This window comes from Aeromicrobium sp. Sec7.5 (assembly GCF_036867135.1).
Classification (GTDB): Bacteria; Actinomycetota; Actinomycetes; order Propionibacteriales; family Nocardioidaceae; genus Aeromicrobium.
Map to the genome: position 1 here is coordinate 2,030,612 of NZ_JBAJIJ010000001.1, position 15,654 is coordinate 2,046,265.

Genomic DNA, 15,654 nt, shown 5'->3' on the forward strand with positions numbered 1-15,654 from the left:
ACCGCAGGTCAGGCGCCCAGGCGCTGCGTGATGCGTGCCGCGGCGCGCGCGACCTGGGTGCCGAGGTCGGGGAAGCGGCCCGGCTCGATACGAGTCGACGGCCCGGAGATCGAGACCGCGGCGACCGGGGCACCGGTGCGGTCGAGGATCGGCGCACCGACCGAGCTGATGTGGCTCGTCAGCCCGCCGACGTTGACCGAGTAGCCCCGCTCACGGATGTGGGCCAGCTCGGCCCGGATGTCGTCGGGGTCGACGAGGGTGTCGTCGGTGCGCACCTCCAGCGGTCCGCCCAGGTAGCGATCGACCTGGGTGCGGTCCCAGGCGGAGAGGAACGCGAGCCCCGTCGCCGAGGCGTGCAGCGGGATGCGGGCGCCGAGCGGCAGGAAGGCGCGCAGCTGGTGCGAGGTGTCCAACCGTTCGAGCAGCACCAGCACGTCACCGTCCGGTGCGGCGAGATGCACGGTCTCGGTCGTCGACAGCTGGAGCTCGTTCATGACGGGCACCGCGATGTCGCGCAGGCTCTCGCGCGCACCGAATCCCCCGATCACCGAGAGGGCGCGGAGCGTCATGCTCCAGCGCGTCGGCGCGCTGGCCGACGACTCCGCCCACCCCACCTCCTGCAGCGTGAGCAGGCACCGCTGCACGGTGCTCTTGGGCAGCTCGACCTCGCGGGCGAGCTCGGACAGGCCCACGGGCTGCAGCCGCGCGACGCCCTCCAGCACCCGGAACGCGGAGACGACGCTCGTCGTGGCCATGGCTTGCCTTTCGTCCGGGGTGTGTCCTAGGTTACAGCAACGGTCCATCAGTCAGACCATTGTGCCACCAGTTGGACCGATTGTCACGCACCCTCATCCCCGGGAGACGACCCCATGCTCGAACAACTCATCGCGCTCGCGATCTTCGTCGCGGTGTTCGCGATCGCGGCCGTGCGCAACGTCAACATCGGCATCGCGATGTTCCCCGTCGCCTGCGTCGTCGGTCTCTGGATCGCCGACATCGCGCTCGAGGACGTCGTGGCCGGCTTCCCGCTGAGCATCCTGGTGCTGCTGGTCGGCGTGACCTACTTCTTCGGCATCGCGCACAGCAACGGCACGATCGACTGGCTCATCGAGGCCTCGCTCGCGAAGGTCGGCGACCGGGTCGCCCTGCTCCCCACGGCGTTCTTCCTCCTGACCGCGCTGATCTCGGCGATGGGCGCACCGCTCGGCGGCCTCGTCATGGCGCCGATGGGCATGAGCGTCGCGCACAAGCGCGGCATCGACCCCATGCTGATGGCCCTCGCGATGGGCTGCGGTCTCAGCGCCGGCGCCTTCGCGCCGACCAGCCTGTTCGGCATCATCACGTGGGGCACGGCCGACTCCGCCGGCATCGAGCTGAGCCCGCTGCTGCTGTTCGCGGTCGCGGTCGTCACCAACGTCGTGCTGCTCGCCGTCGCTCACCTGCTGTTCGGACGCGGTCGCCGCTCGGCCACGACCCCGGAGTTCGCGAAGGCCATGGTCGCCGGAGGTGAGGCCCGGAGGAACGCCCTGCCGACGTACGGCCAGTCGTCGCTGGACCTCGACACCGGTCGCGCCTCCGACGACGAGCGCGGTCCGGTGGGCCGGCCGACCGGGCTGCAGGCGCTCACGCTCGGGTCGATGGTCGTCCTCGTGGTGCTGGTCGTCGTCCTGGCCCTGCGCGACGCCAACCCCGACATCGGCGTGATCGGCTTCGCCCTCGGCGCCGCGCTGGCCCTCATCGACCCGAGGGCCGGCAAGGCCGCGATGTCGCGCATCGACTGGGGCTCGGTCCTGCTCGTCGGCGGCATCATCACCTACGTCGGCGTGCTGACCCAGATGGGTGTCATCGACCTGCTCGGCGAGAAGGCGGCCGACATCGGCGCACCCGTGATCGCCGCCCTCATGCTGTGCGCCGCCGCCGGGCTCATCTCGGCCTTCGCGTCGACCACGGGCATGCTCGCCGCGCTCGTGCCGCTCGCCCTGCCGCTGATCTCCGAGGGCGGCATCCCCGGCTGGGCCATGATCTGCGCGATCGGTGTCTGCGCGTCGATCGTGGACGTGTCACCCTTCTCCACGGTCGGCGCCACCTACGTCGCCACCACCGTCGACGAGGAGCAGCGACCGCGCATGACGACCCTGCTGACCCGATGGGGCCTGTCGATGGTCGTGGTCGGTCCCGTCGCCCTGACCCTGACCCTGATCCTGCCCGGGATGGCCTTCTCATGACGTTCCTCGCCGCGCTGCGCGACACCACCCGCCCCGACGACGACCAGGCGATCCGCATCGACCAGGAGTCGATCTCGTGGTCCGGGCTGCGGTCGGCGGCGTCGGCCTTCGCCAGGACCCTGGACGGGGCCGGGCCGGTCGCCGTGTGCGCCGAGGCGACGCTCGAGACCGTCGTCGCGGTGACGGGCTGTCTGCTGGCCGGGGTCCCGGTCGTGCCGATCGCCCCGGACTCCGGTCCGGCCGAGCTCGCGCACGTGCTGGACGACTCGGGCGCGACCAGCTGGGTCGGGCCGCACCGCGACGGCGTCTCGCACCAGGTCCGCACGGCCGACGTCCGCCCCGAGGTCGATGTGCCGCTGCCACCTGCGGTCGACGAGGCGACGCTCGCGACGATCCTCTACACGTCCGGGACCACGGGCGCCCCCAAGGGCGTGCTCATGAGCCAGCACGCCCTGCGCGTCGGCATCGAGGGGCTCGCCGAGGCCTGGGGCTGGACCGACGCCGACACCGTCGCGCACGGGCTTCCCCTGTTCCACACCCACGGACTCGTCCTGGGCGTGCTCGGCTCCCTCCACATCGGCTCACGGGCGCACCACACGGGCAGGCCGACGCCCGAGCGCTATGCCGCTGCCGGTGCGTCGATGTATTTCGGCGTGCCCACGATCTGGGGCCGCATCGCCCGCGATCCCGAGTCGGCACGTCAGCTGGGCTCCGCCCGCCTGCTGGTCTCGGGCAGCGCTCCCCTGCCGGTGCCGGTGTTCGAGCGGTTGCGGGAGCTCACCGGCCAGTCGCCGATCGAGCGCTACGGCATGACCGAGACGCTGCTGACGCTCAGCACCCGCGCCGACGGCGAGCGCCGTCCCGGCTGGGTGGGCGTGCCCGTCGCGGGAGCCGAGACGCGCATCCGCACCGACGACGGGGCAGACGCCCCCGCCGACGGCGAGACCATCGGCCGGCTCGAGGTGCGCGGCGACATGCTCTTCGACGGCTACCTGAACCTGCCCGAGGTCACGGCCGAGGTCTTCACCGAGGACGGGTGGTTCGTCACCGGCGACCTCGCCGTCGTCGACAGCGAGGGCTTCCACCGCATCGTGGGTCGCGAGTCCGTCGACCTCATCAAGTCCGGTGGCTACCGCATCGGCGCCGGCGAGATCGAGGCGTCGCTCCTCGCACGCCCCGAGGTGCTCGAGGTCGCGGTCGTCGGTGCGCCCGACGAGGACCTCGGCCAGCGGATCGTGGCCTACGTCGTGGCCGAGTCCGCCGGTGCGACCGACGAGCTCGCCGCGGCCCTCGTGGCCCACGTCGCCGACGACCTGTCCTGGCACAAGCGTCCCCGCGAGGTCATGTTCGTCGAGGCGCTCCCCCGCAACCACATGGGCAAGGTCCAGAAGAAGCAGCTCCTGCCGGGGTGAGTCAGGAGGCCGACCGCGTTAGCGTCGAGGCATGAAGCGCCTGCTCGTGGTCCAGCACACGCCGACCGACAACCTCGCCGCGATCGCCGACGCCGCCCTGGCCGGGGCGAGGCACCCGGACCTCGAAGGCGTCGAGGTGCAGGTGCTGCCCGCGCTGGAGGCGGGGATCGAGGACGTCCTTGCGGCCGACGGGTACCTGCTCGGGACGCCGGCCAACTTCGGGTACATCTCGGGCGCGATGAAGCACTTCTTCGACACGGTCTACGACCACGTGCGCGAGCCGACCGCCAAGCGGCCGTTCTCGTACTGGATCCACGGCGGCTACGACACGACCGGTGCCGAGCGGGCGATGGAGCAGATCACGACGGGGCTCGGCTGGAACCTCGTCGCCGAGCCGCTCGTGTTCACCGGCGAGATCTCGGCCGACCACCTCGAGAACGCCACCGAGCTCGGTGGCACCGTCGCCGCGACGGTGGCTGGCTGAGCTCCCGACGACGGAGGTTTCGAGGCTCGTCGCCGAGAGCTCCTCGCACCTCAACCACCGGTGGTTGAGATGCGAACGCCGCCTGCGGCGTGAGCCTCGAAACCTCCGTCAGCCAGCGGCCGGGCGGAGTGTCGCGCGCTCGGCGGCCATGAGGTCGGCGACGCAGACGCTGCCGGCCATCGAGCCCGCGCCGATCGCGTTCGCGACCGTGGCCATCGCCATGGGCAGCTCACGGTGGTGGGCGGCGTCTCCGGCCGCGTAGACGCCCGGCACGCTCGTGCGACCGACCGCATCGACGAGGATCGAGCCCAGCGGGGAGACCTCGAGCCCGAGCTGCTCGGCGAAGGGCGCCGCCTGGTGGATCGTCGGTGCGACGAACACGCCGTCGAGCCGCACCGGCGCGGCACCGGCCAGGTGCACCAGCACGCCGTCACCGTCCGGCGTCACTCGTTCGACCGCCGCCTCGTGCACCGTCGCGCCGTAGGCGCGGAGCAGGGCGAGGGTCTCGGCGTCGAGGTCCGAGCCGCGCGAGAATGCGTCGAACGTCCGCGAGATCCGTGTGAAGAACCCGGCGAGGTGCAACAGGTGGCCCGGGACCGTGCCGATGACGCCGGCGGCGCCGCCGGCGAGCTCGTTGCCGTGGCAGAACGGACAGTGGGCGACGCCCCGCCCCCAGAGCGCGGCGAGGCCGTCGATCGCCGGGAGCTCGTCGCGGACCCCGGTCGCGAGAACGACGTGCCGCGCGCGATGGATCGAGCCGTCGTCGAGCGTCGCGACGAACTCGCCGGCCCCACCGGTCAGCGTCTCCACCCGGGCCGAGCGGCTGGTCACGGTGTCGTAGTCCGCGATGTCACCGCGTGCGGCAGCACGCAGTGCGTCCGGAGCCTGCCCGTCGTGACCGATGAGGTTGTGCACGTGCCGCTCGGCGGCGTTGCGGTAGACGCCCGAGTCGACGTGGAGCACCGTGCGGTGCACGCGAGCGAGGCTCAGCGTGGCCTGCAGTCCGGCCGGGCCGCCGCCGATCACGAGGGCGTCGAAGGTGGTGGTCATGGGTGTCTCCTCGAGGTCGAGCTTGTCGTCGGGCCCCACTCTGTGACTTCATGTCGACATGAAGTCAAGTGAGACCTGGAGCATCGGCGACACCGCCGCGAAGTTCGGGCTGCCGACGCACGTCCTGCGTCACTGGGAGGACATGGGGCTGCTGCGTCCGGTCCGCGACGGCGGCGGTCGGCGTCGCTACGACCACCAGGACGTCGTGCGCATCGCGGTCGTGGTCCGCAACCGCGAGGCCGGGATGGGGCTCGACCAGATCCGCGTCCTCCTCGACGAGGACGCGCCCGACCGTCACCAGGTGCTGCTCGACCACGTGGCCGACCTGGACCGGCGCATGGCCGAGATGCAGCGCTCGCGCGACATGACCATGCACGCCTTCGACTGCACGCAGCACGACATCACGAGCTGCCCGCAGTTCGCCGGCTTCGTGGCTGACCTCGTGGGCTGAGCCCGGCCGCTCAGCGCCACCTTGCGAGCGAGGCCGGCAGCAGGCGCGCCCGCCGACGTCGGCCCCGCGGAGCTGACGCGAGCAGGTCGTCCACGACGGCGACGGCGTCGTCGCGGGCGGTGGACTCACGCGTCAGCAACCGTCCCTGGTGCGGTCCGTAGCGCCGCTCCTCGAGGACCGAGCGCAGCCGCGCCAACGACTCCCTCGTCTCCGGACGCACGTACCGGTCGAGCACGGCGACGTGCGCCGCCACCGTGGTCGAGGTCTCGGCCGGGACACCGAGGTCCTCGGCCGTGGCCACCACCTCGCGCCACCAGTCGTCGGCCGTCGCGGAGGCACGGAGCCGGCGACGCCGCAGCGCCAGCCGGATCGTGCCGGGCGCGAGGGCCAGCACGAGCAGCACCGCCCCGAGACCCAGCAGCACCTCGCGGCGCAGCTCCTGCACCTCGGCCTGGGCCGCGGCGACGTCGGCCGGGTCCTCGAGCGCGTCCGGCGCAGGCTCGGCCGTGGCCGCCTCGGGCTGGGGCTTCGGCGCAGCGGCCGTCGGCTCCGGCGTCCCGCCGTCAGCGTCCGACGTGCCCTGGCCGTCGACGATCCCCGGCGTGGGCTCGAACTCGATCCACCCGACGCCGTCGACGTAGATCTGCGGCCAGGCGTGGAGCTGGTCGGCCGTGACGCGGTAGCGCTCCTCGTCGTCCTGGCTGTCGGGCCCCGGCTCCACGAGCGAACCCGGCGCGTAGCCGACCATGATGCGGGCCGGCACCCCGAGCGAACGGGCCATGACGGCCATGGCGGACGAGAAGTGCACGCAGTACCCGCTGCGCTCCTCCAGGAAGCGGTCGAGGACCGCCATGCCGTTGCCGTCGTACTCCCCGTCGACCGGGGCGGTCTCGGAGTACGCGAAGGCGCCCGAGCGGAAGAACTGCTGCAACGCCTGGGCCTTGGCGTACGCCCCGACCGCGCTCCCAGCGACCAGCTCCGCGGTGTCGCTGATGGACCCCGGCAGGTCGTCGGGCAGCTCCAGGTACGGATCGAGCCGCGTCGGATAGGTCTCAAGCGCGGTCGCGAGCTGTTGCGCCGTGGGCTGGCGGTCCAGGCTGGTCACGGTGTAGGTCTGGCCGCGCGAGTCGCCAGAGTCCGACCCCAAGGTCAGGCCGGCGCGGTTGGCGTCCCAGTCGCCGACGAGGCCACGCACGTCCACCGCGGGGTACGGGACGGGGAGCATCGTCGTGCGGAGGTCCCGGATCTCGACCTCGACGACCTGAAGATCGACCTCCACGCCCTCGGCGAGGTCGGCTCGGCCCTCCGCGGGACCCGAGGAGTCACGCTCGACCGGCTCCCACGTGTCGCCCGTGAAGTCACGCAGCATCGCGACCGACAGGTAGGGCGGCGGCCCGTCGGTCGTGTACTCGAGGGCCAGTGCGGTCGAGGGGCTCCGCAGATCGTCGCCGAGGCTGAGGATCGGGTTGATCCCGTCGTTGAACGGACCGCTCTCGATGTCGTCGGCGACACCGGTCAGCGAGGAGGTGTCGGGCAGGACTGGCGCCAGCGCGAAGGCCAGGACCACGGCCCCCAGACCCACCGTCAGGGAGGCAGGACCGAGGAATGGCGCCCGGGACCCCGCGCGGGACCCCGCCCGGTCCGCGACGGCCGGCCGCTCCGAGCGGTGCAGGAGAAGCAGCCAGGCCGCGGCCGGAACCGCCAGCACGACGAAGGACGGCACCTCCTCCACGACAACGGCCGGGACCAGGTAGAGCACCAGAAAGAGCACACCGATCAGCGGCACGCCGCGCCGGCGTTGCAGCAGGAGGTCGCCGGCCAGCGCGACGAGCGAGAAGGATCCGGCGGTCACGAGGGTGATGGCGGTGGTCGCATCGACCGGCGGAGCCTGCTCGGCCACGACCGTCCGCGCCCGCGCGAGCAGGTCGACCATCGTCGTCAGGCTCGAGGGCGTGGGGACGAAGCCCAGGGCCAGGGACGCCGGCGCGAAGCCCCACAGCAGGGCGATCACCGCGGTCACGACTCCGGCCGCAACAGCCCCCCGGAGGGCGAGCGCGCGGAACGCGCCGGTGACGAGCAGCACGATCGCGGCGTAGCCGACCACCGTGACCCACCACCACGTGCCGCTGAGCACCGGCACGAATCCTCCGGCGAGCACGGCCATCGCGCCGAGCAGCACCAGGCGCTCGACCAGGAGCCCGCTCCGCGTCACCTCGTCACGCCTTCTCACGACCGACCTCCCGGCCCAGCGCCGTCCAGGCGGTGACGACGTCATCGGTCTCGTCCCAGGCCACGACCCGCCACCCCGCCGACTGGAGCACGTCGAGCACGGCGTCGCCGCTGTCGCCCGCCACCAGGGCCAGGACCTGATCCGACCTCGTCAGGGCGGCCACCCACTGGCGGGCGCGCGCGACGTCGATGACGCCGACCACGGCCAGGACCGGCCGCCGGTCCTGGAGTGCACCCTCGATCGGTCCTCCGCGGCGAGGCGACAGCTCCGCGAGCGCCACGAGGGCGGCCTGCAGCGAGTCGCCTCCGGTCACCACCGCCGGCGACTCGGAACCGGGGACGAGCGTGGCGACCGCGTGGCCGTCATGGGCGAAATGGCTCATCGCCGAGGCGGCAGCGACCAACGCCCACTCGGTCGGACCCGGGTCGGAGCCAGGGTCGACGGCCACCGCCACCTGGTCGACCGTGACGGACTCGTCCTGCCGGACCATCAGCTCGCCCCGGCGGGCCGTGGTGCGCCAGTCGATGCGCCTGGGGGCGTCGCCGGGCTGGTAGGTCCGCGAGACCACGTCGTCCTCACCGTCACCGCGGCGCCGGGCCGTGGCGCGCCCGGACCGCGCCGCGACGGAGCCGTGGACCGCCGACAAGCGGGGCAGCGGCACCCGCCTCGGGAGCACGACCACGTCGACGTCGTCGTCGACCCGGCGCCGACGGACCATGACACCGAACGGGTCCCGGGCCTCGACCACCAGGCGGCCCAGCGCGTGCCGTCCGCGTGACTCCCCCCGCACCCCGACCGCGGCCTCGGCCGAGGCCGTGGACGAGCTGGCCGGACCCACCGATCCGAGCTCGCCCTCCGCCGGTCCCCCCAGCGCTGCGGGAAGGTCGGCCCGCCATCGCAGGTCGAGGCTCTGCAGGGGCGACCGGTTGACGACGGCGACCCGCGCAGTGACGACGGCTCCGTGGTCGAGGGTCCGGGTGGGCGCCGACCGCTCGACCGAGAGCCGGCGGGGCACCAGCAGGACGGCGACGGTCGCGAGCAGCAGCAGGCCGAGCAGCAGGCCCGCCACCGGCCGCAGGGCCTCCACCCGCCAGCGGCCGGCCACGAGCAGCGCGACCAGCGCGATCGTCAGCAGGGCAAGCCCCCGCCCCGTGGGCCGTACGGCCCCCATCAGCGCTGGTGGCGGGCGCCGGCCGGCACCGGGGTGGCCGCGAGCACCCGCGCCACCGCGTCGTCGCCCGTGCCGCGATGCGTGGCGATGCGGTGGGCCAGGACGGGCGAGGCGAGCGCCGCGAGGTCGTCCGGCAGCACGAACTCGCGCCCGTGCACGTAGGCCCGGGCCTTGGCGGCGCGCACCAGGTGGAGTGCGGCGCGCGGGCTGGCGCCCAGGCGGACGTCCGGATCGCTGCGGGTCGCGCGCACCAAGGAGACCCCGTACTGCTCGACCGCGCCGGACGCGTGCACCGCTCGCGCCGCGGCAATCATGGACCGCAGTCCCTCGGCGGTGGTGACGGGCATGATCGCGTCCATGGGGTCGCCCGCGTCGCGGTCGCGCATCATCGCGAGCTCGGCGTCCTCGTCGGGGTAGCCCATCGAGATCCGCGCCATGAAGCGGTCGAGCTGCGCCTCGGGAAGCGGGTACGTGCCCTCCATCTCGACGGGGTTCTGCGTCGCGATGACCGCGAACGGCGAGGCCAGCGGGTGCGTCGTGCCGTCGACCGTGACGTGGCGCTCCTCCATCGACTCCAGGAGGGCCGACTGCGTCTTGGGCGAGGCCCGGTTGATCTCGTCGCCGATGACGACGTTCGCGAAGACCGCGCCGGGCTTGAAGACGAAGTCACCCGACTGCTGGTCGTACACCGCCACGCCCGTGACGTCGGACGGCAGGAGGTCGGGCGTGAACTGGATCCGGCTCACCGAGCACCCGAGAGTCCGGGCGAGGGCCTTGGCGAGCACGGTCTTGCCGACACCGGGCACGTCCTCGATCAGGAGGTGGCCCTCCGCCAGCAGGACGACGAGGGCGGTCTCGACGGCTTCGGACTTTCCGTCGATGACGCGTTCGACCCGCTCGACGATGCTGCTGACCTGGCTCATGCACGTTCCTCACACTTGGGTCTCCATGATGGCCTCCCTCGGTCAACGCTGCCGGTCGACGAGAGGTTCCCCGCGCCAGGATCAGCGCTTCGCGTGCGTCCAGGCGAGCAGGCGGTCCACGGGCCAGGTCGTCACGACCCGGTCGAGCGGCACGTCGGTACCCGCGACGCGAGCGCACCCGTGGTCCAGGAAGTCGAGCTGTCCGGGCGCGTGCGCGTCGGAGTCGATCGACAGCAGGCAGCCCAGGTCGACCGCGAGGCGCAGGAGGTCGTCGGGCGGGTCCGCCCGCTCGGGTCGGGCGTTGACCTCGACCGCGACGTCGTGCTCCGCGCACGCCGAGAACACCGCCTCGGCGTCGAACTCGCTCGGCGGGCGGGTGCCCCGCGAGCCCGTGACCAGCCGCCCCGTGCAGTGGCCCAGCACGTGGGTGTGCGGGTCCTCGACGGCGCGCAGCATCCGCCGCGTCATCACGCGGCGCTCCGAGCGGAGCTTCGAGTGCACGCTCGCCACGACGACGTCGAGGCGGTCGAGCATCGCGGGCGTCTGGTCGAGCGAGCCGTCCTCGAGGATGTCGACCTCGATCCCGGCCAGCAGACGGAAGTCATCGAGCTCTGCGTCGACCGCGGCGACCACGTCGAGCTGCTCGGCCAGCCGGTGGGCCGACAACCCGTTCGCGACCTTCAGCCTCGGTGAGTGGTCGGTGAGGGCGACGTACTCGTGCCCGAGCCAGCGGGCCGTCCGCGCCATGACGTCGATCGGCGACCCGCCGTCGGACCAGTCCGAGTGCACGTGCAGGTCGCCGCGCACAGCCTCTCGGACCGCCTCACCGCCCTCGACGAGCGGGCCCTCGCCCTGCACGCGCAGGTCAGCCAAGTACTCCGGCACGTCCCCCGCCAGTGCCTCGGTGACCACCGTCGCCGTGCGCTCCCCGATGCCCGGCAGGTCACGCAGGCGGCCCGACGCCGCGAGCTCACGGACCCTGGCGGCACTGCGTCCATCCAGCTCGCGCGCCGCCTTCCGGAACGCCTCGACCCGGTACGACGACGCCCGGCCGCGCTCGAGCCAGAAGCCGATCTCGTCCAGTGCCTCGACCGGGTCCATGGACCCATCGTCACCCGACCTCGTCCGGGCCGCGCGCCTAGATGTACTCAGCAGAGACGTTGGTGACGGTGGGGTCTTGTGAAAGGTGAGGACCTCCGGGCTTAGTGGAGATGTCGAAGTCGCCCACAGGCCCAGGAGGTCCTCGTGTCCCACGCTAATGCCCGTTTGAACATTCATGGTCGTCGTCTGCTCGCCAGGCGGGTGATCGATGACGGCCGGCCGGTCGCCCATGTCGCGAAAGAGCTGGGGGTCTCACGGCAGTGCGCGAGCCGGTGGGTCAATCGGTTCCGCACCGAGGGCGAGGCCGGGCTTCGCGATCGGTCGTCGCGTCCGCGTCGCCAGCCGCGGCGAACACCAGCGGTGATCGAGGCCGCGGTGTTGACCCGTCGCCGGACTCATCGTGAGGGCCCCGACGTTCTCGGTCCCGAGCTGGGTGTCCCCGCCCGGACGGTCGGGGCGATCCTGGCCCGTCACCGGGTCCCGCTGCTGCGCGAGTGCGACCCACTGACCGGAGACGTCATCCGCGCCTCGAAGACCACGTCCCGGCGTTATGAGCGCGAGTTCCCGGGCGATCTGATCCACATCGACGTCAAGAAGATCGGCCGGATCCCCGACGGCGGCGGCTGGAGAGCGCACGGTCGCCAGATGGGATCGACCTCCGCGGCCAAGAAGGCCCGCATCGGATTCGACTACGTCCACGCCGCCGTCGACGACCACTCCCGGTTGGCCTATGCCGAGATCCTGCCCAACGAACAAGGACCCACCTGCGCAGACTTCCTGCGCAGAGCCGGCGAGTTCTTCGCCGCGCACGGCATCACGATTCGTCAGGTCATGAGCGACAACGCCCTGAACTACACCCGCTCGAACGACTTCGCCGCCGCCATCGAGGAGCTCGGCGCCAAGCACATCACCATCCGACCGCACTGCCCCTGGCAGAACGGGAAAGTGGAGCGCTTCAACCGCACCCTGCAGGTCGAGTGGGCCTACCGGCAGGTCTTCACCAGCAACACCGCCCGCACCGAAGCCCTTGCACCCTGGCTCGAGCACTACAACAATCAACGACGCCACTCAGCCCTCGGAGGACGACCCCCGATCAGCCGACTGTCATGAACGTGTCAGCCGAGTACACCTAGAAGCCGAGCTTGCGCAGCTGCTTGGGGTCGCGCTGCCAGTCCTTGGCGATCTTGACGTGCAGGTCGAGGTACACCGGCGTGCCGATGATCTTCTCGATCTGACGACGCGAGGTGGCCCCGATCTCCTTGAGCCGGGCGCCCTGCTTGCCGATGATGATCCCCTTCTGGCTGTCACGCTCGACGTAGACGTTGACGCGCACGTCCGTGAGGGGCTTGCCCTCGGGGCGGTCATCGCGCGGCACGATCTCGTCGACCACGACGGCCAGGGAGTGCGGCAGCTCGTCGCGCACGCCCTCGAGCGCCGCCTCGCGCACGATCTCGGCGACGAGCGTCTCGGCCGGCTCGTCGGTCAGCTGGCCGTCGGGGTAGAGGGGCGAACCGTCGGGCAAGGTCGCGATCAGCAGGTCGCGCAGCAGCTCGACCTGACTGCCGTCCTTGGCGCTGACGGGGACGATGTCCTGCCACCGCAGTCCGGCCTCCTCGCCGGCGGCCTGGATCGACATCAGGTGCTGGGCCAACCGGTCCGGCGAGACGAGGTCGGTCTTGGTGGCCACGGCCAGGACCGGCTTCTTGCGCAGGCCGGCGAGCTCCTTGACCAGGTACTTGTCACCCGGCCCGACCTTCTGGTCCGACGGGAAGCACATCGCGACCGTGTCGACGTCGGTCCAGGTGGCGCGCACGAGGTCGTTGAGCCGCTGCCCCAGCGTGTTGCGCGGGCGGTGCAGGCCCGGCGTGTCGACGAGGATCAGCTGCGCGCCCTCGGTGTGGACGAGACCACGGATCGCGTGCCGCGTGGTCTGCGGCTTCGACGACGTGATGGCGATCTTCTCGCCCACGAGGGCGTTGGTCAGCGTGGACTTGCCCGCGTTGGGCCGGCCCACGAAGCAGGCGAAGCCCGATCGGAACCGCGGGCCCTCGTCGGTCGCCTCGGGAGCGGGCATCAGGTGTGCTTGACGGCGTGCACCGTGCCGTCGGGGGTGGCCGAGTAGACCGGGGTCTCCTGGCCTGCCAGCTCGCGGAACGCGTCGAGGTTGACGATGCGGTCCTCGGGACCCACGACCGCGCCGGCCTCCAGGCCCGTGGCCCCCGACGAGACGGCCATCGCGACCGCGAGGTCGAGCGCCTCGAGCTGCAGCACCTCGAGCTCGACGGTCGAGGCGGTGTAGGTGCGGCCGTCCTGGTCGCGGACCGCGGCCCCCTGGGCAGCGCTGGTGCGGGCGCGGGACGCCCGGGCCAGGGTGACCAGCTTGGCGTCCTCCGCCTCGAGTTCGACGCTGTGTTCGTGGCTCATGAGCCTGAGGCTACCGACTCGTCGACCTCGGTGAGTCGCGTCACGCGGACGTGGCCCACCTTGTTGCGGCGACCGGTCGTGCCCTCGGCCAGCAGGTGCAGGCCCAGGGCCTCGGTGTGCGACCCGGGGAGGGGCACCTCGCCCAGGTACTTGGCCAGCAGTCCGCCGACGGTGTCGACCTCCTCGTCCTCGAGGTCGTCGATCCCGGTGAGCTCGGCGAGGTCGTCGATGTCGAGCCGCACGCTGACGCGCCACGAGCCGTCGGTGAGGGCCTCGACCTCGTCGGGCTCGGAGTCGTACTCGTCGGTGATCTCGCCGACGATCTCCTCCAGGATGTCCTCGATCGTGACGAGGCCGGCGGTGCCGCCGAACTCGTCGACGACGATCGCGATGTGGGTGCGGCTGGCCTGCATCTCGCGCAGCAGGTCGTCGACGGGCTTGGTGTCGGGCACGAACAGGCAGGGCCTCATGATCGTGGCGATGCGCTCGACCTGCTCGGCCGTGTGGTTGTCGAACACCCGCTTGGTGACGTCCTTGAGGTAGGCGATGCCGACGACGTCGTCGAGGTTCTCCTCCACGACCGGCAGCCGCGAGTAGCCGCTCTGGAGCGACAGCGACATGACCTTGCGGAGGGTCTTGGTGTGCTCGACCGAGACGACGTCGGTGCGCGGCACCATGACCTCGCGCACGATCGTGTCGCCGAGCTCGAAGACCGAGTGGATCATCTTCGACTCGTCGGTCTCGATGAGCGACGAGGCCGCCGCGAGGTCGACCATCTCGCGCACCTCGACCTCGGAGGCGAACGGCCCGTCGGTGAACCCACGGCCCGGCGTGAGGGCGTTGCCGAGGACGATGAGCCCCTTCGGGATGGGCCCGAGGACCCATTCCAGCGCCATGACCGGCCAGGCGGACCACACCGCGACCGCCTCGGCGCGCTGGCGCCCGAGCGTGCGCGGACCGACGCCGATGAACACGAAGCTGACCAGGCCCATCACGAGCGTCGCCACGACGAACTGCTGCCAGAGGCCCTCGATCTCACCGGCGACGAAGATCGCGGCCAGCACGACCGAGGCCGTCTCGGCGAGGACCCGGACGAGCGTCAGGCTGTTGAGGTAGGGCGCGGGGTCGTCGAGGATCCGCATGAGGCGGGCCGCGCCAGCACGCCCCTCGTCGTCGAGCTCCTCGGCGCGGGCGCGCGAGAACGACGACAGCGCGGCCTCCGTGCTCGTGAGCAGGCCGGCCACGAAGGCCAGAACCACCGCGATGACGGCCGGGGTCCAGCTGGCGGGATCGAACATCGAGGTCAGGGTCCTTCGGGGTCGACGCCGAGCTCGGCCCGCTGCCACTCGACGAGGAGTCGGCCCTGCAGGCCGAACATCTCCCGGTGCTCGTCGGGCTCGGCGTGGTCGTAGCCGAGCAGGTGCAGGATGCCGTGCACCAGCAGGAGGTCGACCTCGTCGGAGGTGGAGTGGCCTGCGGCGGGCGCCTGCTGCTCGGCGATCTGCGGGCACAGCGCGATGTCGCCGAGGTAGCCCTCGGGCGCCTCCTCGTCGTCACGGCCGGGCGTGAGCTCGTCCATCGGGAACGACAGGACGTCGGTCGGACCCTTCTTGCCCATCCACTGCTCGTTGAGCGTGGCGATCGTGTCGGGCTCGACGAGGCGGACCGTGAGCTCCGTGGCCGGGTGCAGGCGCATGCGCCGCATGACGAAGCGGCAGAGTCGGGTCAGGGCGACGACATCGACGCCCGTGCCGGACTCATCGAGGACGTCGACGTTCACTGCGCTCCAGCTCCTCCGCACCGTTCTCGAACTGGTCGTAGGCCGCGACGATCCTGCCCACGAGGCGGTGGCGGACGACGTCCTGTGCCGTCAGCTGGGAGAAGTGGATGTCGTCGATGTCGTCGAGGATGCCCTGGATGATCCGCAGTCCGCTGCGCTGGCCGGTCGGGAGGTCGACCTGCGTGACGTCACCGGTGACCACGACCTTGGAGCCGAAGCCCAGGCGGGTCAGGAACATCTTCATCTGCTCGGCCGTGGTGTTCTGCGCCTCGTCGAGGATGATGAACGCGTCGTTGAGCGTGTTGTGCGTGACGATGAAATCGTCCGTCACGTACAGCGAGTCCTGGGCGCCGACCGAGATGCACACGGTCTCCGATCGACCTGCTGGCTCGATCGACTCGAC

Annotated in this window: 15 protein-coding genes and 1 pseudogene; 5 read left to right on the forward strand and 11 right to left on the reverse strand. The window is 71.7% G+C overall.

The genetic code is table 11. The features are described from left to right. Window positions 1–8: 8 nt before the first annotated feature. Window positions 9–755 (reverse strand): IclR family transcriptional regulator, encoded by a 747-nt coding sequence (locus tag V6S66_RS10195; protein ID WP_334206632.1) that lies wholly within the window; start codon window positions 753–755, stop codon window positions 9–11. Window positions 756–869: 114 nt separating this feature from the next. Between V6S66_RS10195 and V6S66_RS10200 the strand changes: the two genes are divergently transcribed. Genes V6S66_RS10200 through V6S66_RS10210 form a run of 3 tightly spaced genes read left to right on the forward strand, consistent with a single transcriptional unit; the run spans window position 870 to window position 4,121 of the window. After that, window positions 870–2,225 carry an SLC13 family permease gene (locus V6S66_RS10200; RefSeq protein WP_334206633.1) on the forward strand — a complete coding sequence of 452 codons (1,356 nt, stop codon included), beginning with the start codon at window positions 870–872 and terminating at the stop codon, window positions 2,223–2,225. Further along, window positions 2,222–3,637 carry an acyl-CoA synthetase gene (locus V6S66_RS10205; protein ID WP_334206634.1) on the forward strand — a complete coding sequence of 472 codons (1,416 nt, stop codon included), beginning with the start codon at window positions 2,222–2,224 and terminating at the stop codon, window positions 3,635–3,637. Before V6S66_RS10200 ends, V6S66_RS10205 begins: the two co-directional genes overlap by 4 nt. Before the next feature lie 31 nt (window positions 3,638–3,668). Then, on the forward strand, window positions 3,669–4,121 hold the full coding sequence (locus V6S66_RS10210; protein WP_334206635.1) for a flavodoxin family protein: 453 nt from the start codon (window positions 3,669–3,671) through the stop codon (window positions 4,119–4,121). Between the two features lie 108 nt (window positions 4,122–4,229). Here V6S66_RS10210 and V6S66_RS10215 read toward each other — a convergent pair whose 3' ends face one another. Then, window positions 4,230–5,171 carry an NAD(P)/FAD-dependent oxidoreductase gene (locus V6S66_RS10215; protein WP_334206636.1) on the reverse strand — a complete coding sequence of 314 codons (942 nt, stop codon included), beginning with the start codon at window positions 5,169–5,171 and terminating at the stop codon, window positions 4,230–4,232. 58 nt (window positions 5,172–5,229) lie between these two features. Between V6S66_RS10215 and V6S66_RS10220 the strand changes: the two genes are divergently transcribed. After that, window positions 5,230–5,622, forward strand: a complete 393-nt coding sequence (locus tag V6S66_RS10220) for a helix-turn-helix domain-containing protein (RefSeq protein WP_334206637.1) — start codon at window positions 5,230–5,232, stop codon at window positions 5,620–5,622. Between the two features lie 10 nt (window positions 5,623–5,632). Here V6S66_RS10220 and V6S66_RS10225 read toward each other — a convergent pair whose 3' ends face one another. The 4 genes from V6S66_RS10225 to V6S66_RS10240 form a co-directional block, all read right to left on the reverse strand. Further along, the gene (locus V6S66_RS10225) at window positions 5,633–7,834 is read right to left on the reverse strand and encodes a transglutaminase family protein (protein ID WP_334206638.1); all 2,202 of its coding nucleotides are present in this window, start codon (window positions 7,832–7,834) and stop codon (window positions 5,633–5,635) included. A gap of 4 nt (window positions 7,835–7,838) precedes the next feature. Further along, a complete protein-coding gene (locus V6S66_RS10230; protein WP_334206639.1) occupies window positions 7,839–9,023 on the reverse strand; it encodes a DUF58 domain-containing protein in 1,185 nt (394 codons plus the stop codon). Continuing rightward, window positions 9,023–9,946, reverse strand: a complete 924-nt coding sequence (locus tag V6S66_RS10235; RefSeq protein WP_334206640.1) for an AAA family ATPase — start codon at window positions 9,944–9,946, stop codon at window positions 9,023–9,025. The genes V6S66_RS10230 and V6S66_RS10235 overlap by 1 nt, the downstream gene beginning before the upstream one ends. 81 nt (window positions 9,947–10,027) lie before the next feature. After that, window positions 10,028–11,047: a PHP domain-containing protein gene (locus tag V6S66_RS10240; protein WP_334206641.1), complete on the reverse strand. Its 1,020-nt coding sequence runs from the start codon at window positions 11,045–11,047 to the stop codon at window positions 10,028–10,030. 144 nt (window positions 11,048–11,191) lie between these two features. Here V6S66_RS10240 and V6S66_RS10245 point away from each other — a divergent pair, with 144 nt between their 5' ends. Further along, window positions 11,192–12,157, forward strand: a complete 966-nt coding sequence (locus V6S66_RS10245; RefSeq protein WP_334205258.1) for an IS481 family transposase — start codon at window positions 11,192–11,194, stop codon at window positions 12,155–12,157. Between the two features lie 19 nt (window positions 12,158–12,176). On the opposite strand, the gene era is transcribed toward V6S66_RS10245, so the two are convergent. From era to V6S66_RS10270, 5 genes and pseudogenes are all read right to left on the reverse strand, one after another. Beyond that, window positions 12,177–13,121: a GTPase Era gene (gene era / locus V6S66_RS10250; protein ID WP_334206642.1), complete on the reverse strand. Its 945-nt coding sequence runs from the start codon at window positions 13,119–13,121 to the stop codon at window positions 12,177–12,179. Further along, on the reverse strand, window positions 13,121–13,471 hold the full coding sequence (locus tag V6S66_RS10255; protein ID WP_334206643.1) for a cytidine deaminase: 351 nt from the start codon (window positions 13,469–13,471) through the stop codon (window positions 13,121–13,123). The genes era and V6S66_RS10255 overlap by 1 nt, the downstream gene beginning before the upstream one ends. Next, window positions 13,468–14,769 (reverse strand): hemolysin family protein, encoded by a 1,302-nt coding sequence (locus tag V6S66_RS10260; RefSeq protein ID WP_334206644.1) that lies wholly within the window; start codon window positions 14,767–14,769, stop codon window positions 13,468–13,470. The genes V6S66_RS10255 and V6S66_RS10260 overlap by 4 nt, the downstream gene beginning before the upstream one ends. A 5-nt stretch (window positions 14,770–14,774) precedes the next feature. Next, entirely contained in the window at window positions 14,775–15,251 is a 477-nt protein-coding gene (gene ybeY / locus V6S66_RS10265; RefSeq protein WP_334206645.1) for an rRNA maturation RNase YbeY, read from the reverse strand. Beyond that, window positions 15,229–15,552: pseudogene (locus V6S66_RS10270) on the reverse strand (PhoH family protein); the annotation flags it as partial. The pseudogene V6S66_RS10270 and the gene ybeY, both read right to left, overlap by 23 nt. Window positions 15,553–15,654: the final 102 nt, after the last annotated feature.

Bases quoted from the DNA above. Each gene is read 5' to 3' on its own strand.
- era (WP_334206642.1), bottom strand. From the start codon at position 13,121: ATGCCCGCTCCCGAGGCGACCGACGAGGGCCCGCGGTTCCGATCGGGC.
- V6S66_RS10220 (WP_334206637.1), top strand. From the start codon at position 5,230: ATGAAGTCAAGTGAGACCTGGAGCATCGGCGACACCGCCGCGAAGTTC.
- V6S66_RS10230 (WP_334206639.1), bottom strand. From the start codon at position 9,023: ATGGGGGCCGTACGGCCCACGGGGCGGGGGCTTGCCCTGCTGACGATC.
- V6S66_RS10205 (WP_334206634.1), top strand. From the start codon at position 2,222: ATGACGTTCCTCGCCGCGCTGCGCGACACCACCCGCCCCGACGACGAC.
- V6S66_RS10240 (WP_334206641.1), bottom strand. From the start codon at position 11,047: ATGGACCCGGTCGAGGCACTGGACGAGATCGGCTTCTGGCTCGAGCGC.
- V6S66_RS10255 (WP_334206643.1), bottom strand. From the start codon at position 13,471: ATGAGCCACGAACACAGCGTCGAACTCGAGGCGGAGGACGCCAAGCTG.
- V6S66_RS10200 (WP_334206633.1), top strand. From the start codon at position 870: ATGCTCGAACAACTCATCGCGCTCGCGATCTTCGTCGCGGTGTTCGCG.
- V6S66_RS10195 (WP_334206632.1), bottom strand. From the start codon at position 755: ATGGCCACGACGAGCGTCGTCTCCGCGTTCCGGGTGCTGGAGGGCGTC.
- V6S66_RS10210 (WP_334206635.1), top strand. From the start codon at position 3,669: ATGAAGCGCCTGCTCGTGGTCCAGCACACGCCGACCGACAACCTCGCC.
- V6S66_RS10235 (WP_334206640.1), bottom strand. From the start codon at position 9,946: ATGAGCCAGGTCAGCAGCATCGTCGAGCGGGTCGAACGCGTCATCGAC.
- V6S66_RS10215 (WP_334206636.1), bottom strand. From the start codon at position 5,171: ATGACCACCACCTTCGACGCCCTCGTGATCGGCGGCGGCCCGGCCGGA.
- V6S66_RS10260 (WP_334206644.1), bottom strand. From the start codon at position 14,769: ATGTTCGATCCCGCCAGCTGGACCCCGGCCGTCATCGCGGTGGTTCTG.